The sequence below is a fragment of the Mesorhizobium sp. M7A.F.Ca.MR.362.00.0.0 genome, assembly GCF_004023175.1.
Classification (GTDB): Bacteria; Pseudomonadota; Alphaproteobacteria; order Rhizobiales; family Rhizobiaceae; genus Mesorhizobium.
This window is the reverse complement of the sequence record NZ_RZTF01001055.1, coordinates 1-257: the sequence shown is the minus strand read 5'-3', so window position 1 is coordinate 257 and position 257 is coordinate 1. Positions and strand designations below refer to the sequence as shown.

1 protein-coding gene is annotated in these 257 nt (G+C 56.0%); it reads right to left on the bottom strand.

Annotation, left to right across the window (positions count from 1 at the left end):
• Positions 1-257, bottom strand: a 257-nt coding sequence (locus EOC06_RS39090) for an ABC-three component system middle component 2 (RefSeq protein ID WP_368773622.1), incomplete at both ends; no start/stop codon positions are given.

The window sequence follows — 257 nt, the reverse complement described above, 5'->3', positions numbered from 1 at the left end:
ACGCCAAGGTCTGTTTCCACGACGTCAACGAGATGCACCTGCTGCATGATGCGCAAGCTCTTCTCCATCAGCTGACGACGAACGAAGAGTTCACCGGTGCGATTCGGCAAGTCCGGATGGAGACTGGGGGGCACGTCCTCTCCATCGAGGTCAGCCGTATGAACGACCAAGTGGTCCAGCCAAGTCATTTCGATCAGATCACACTGACGCTGATAAAATGCTTCCAACAGCATCACCGCTCGGATGCCGGTCTCGAG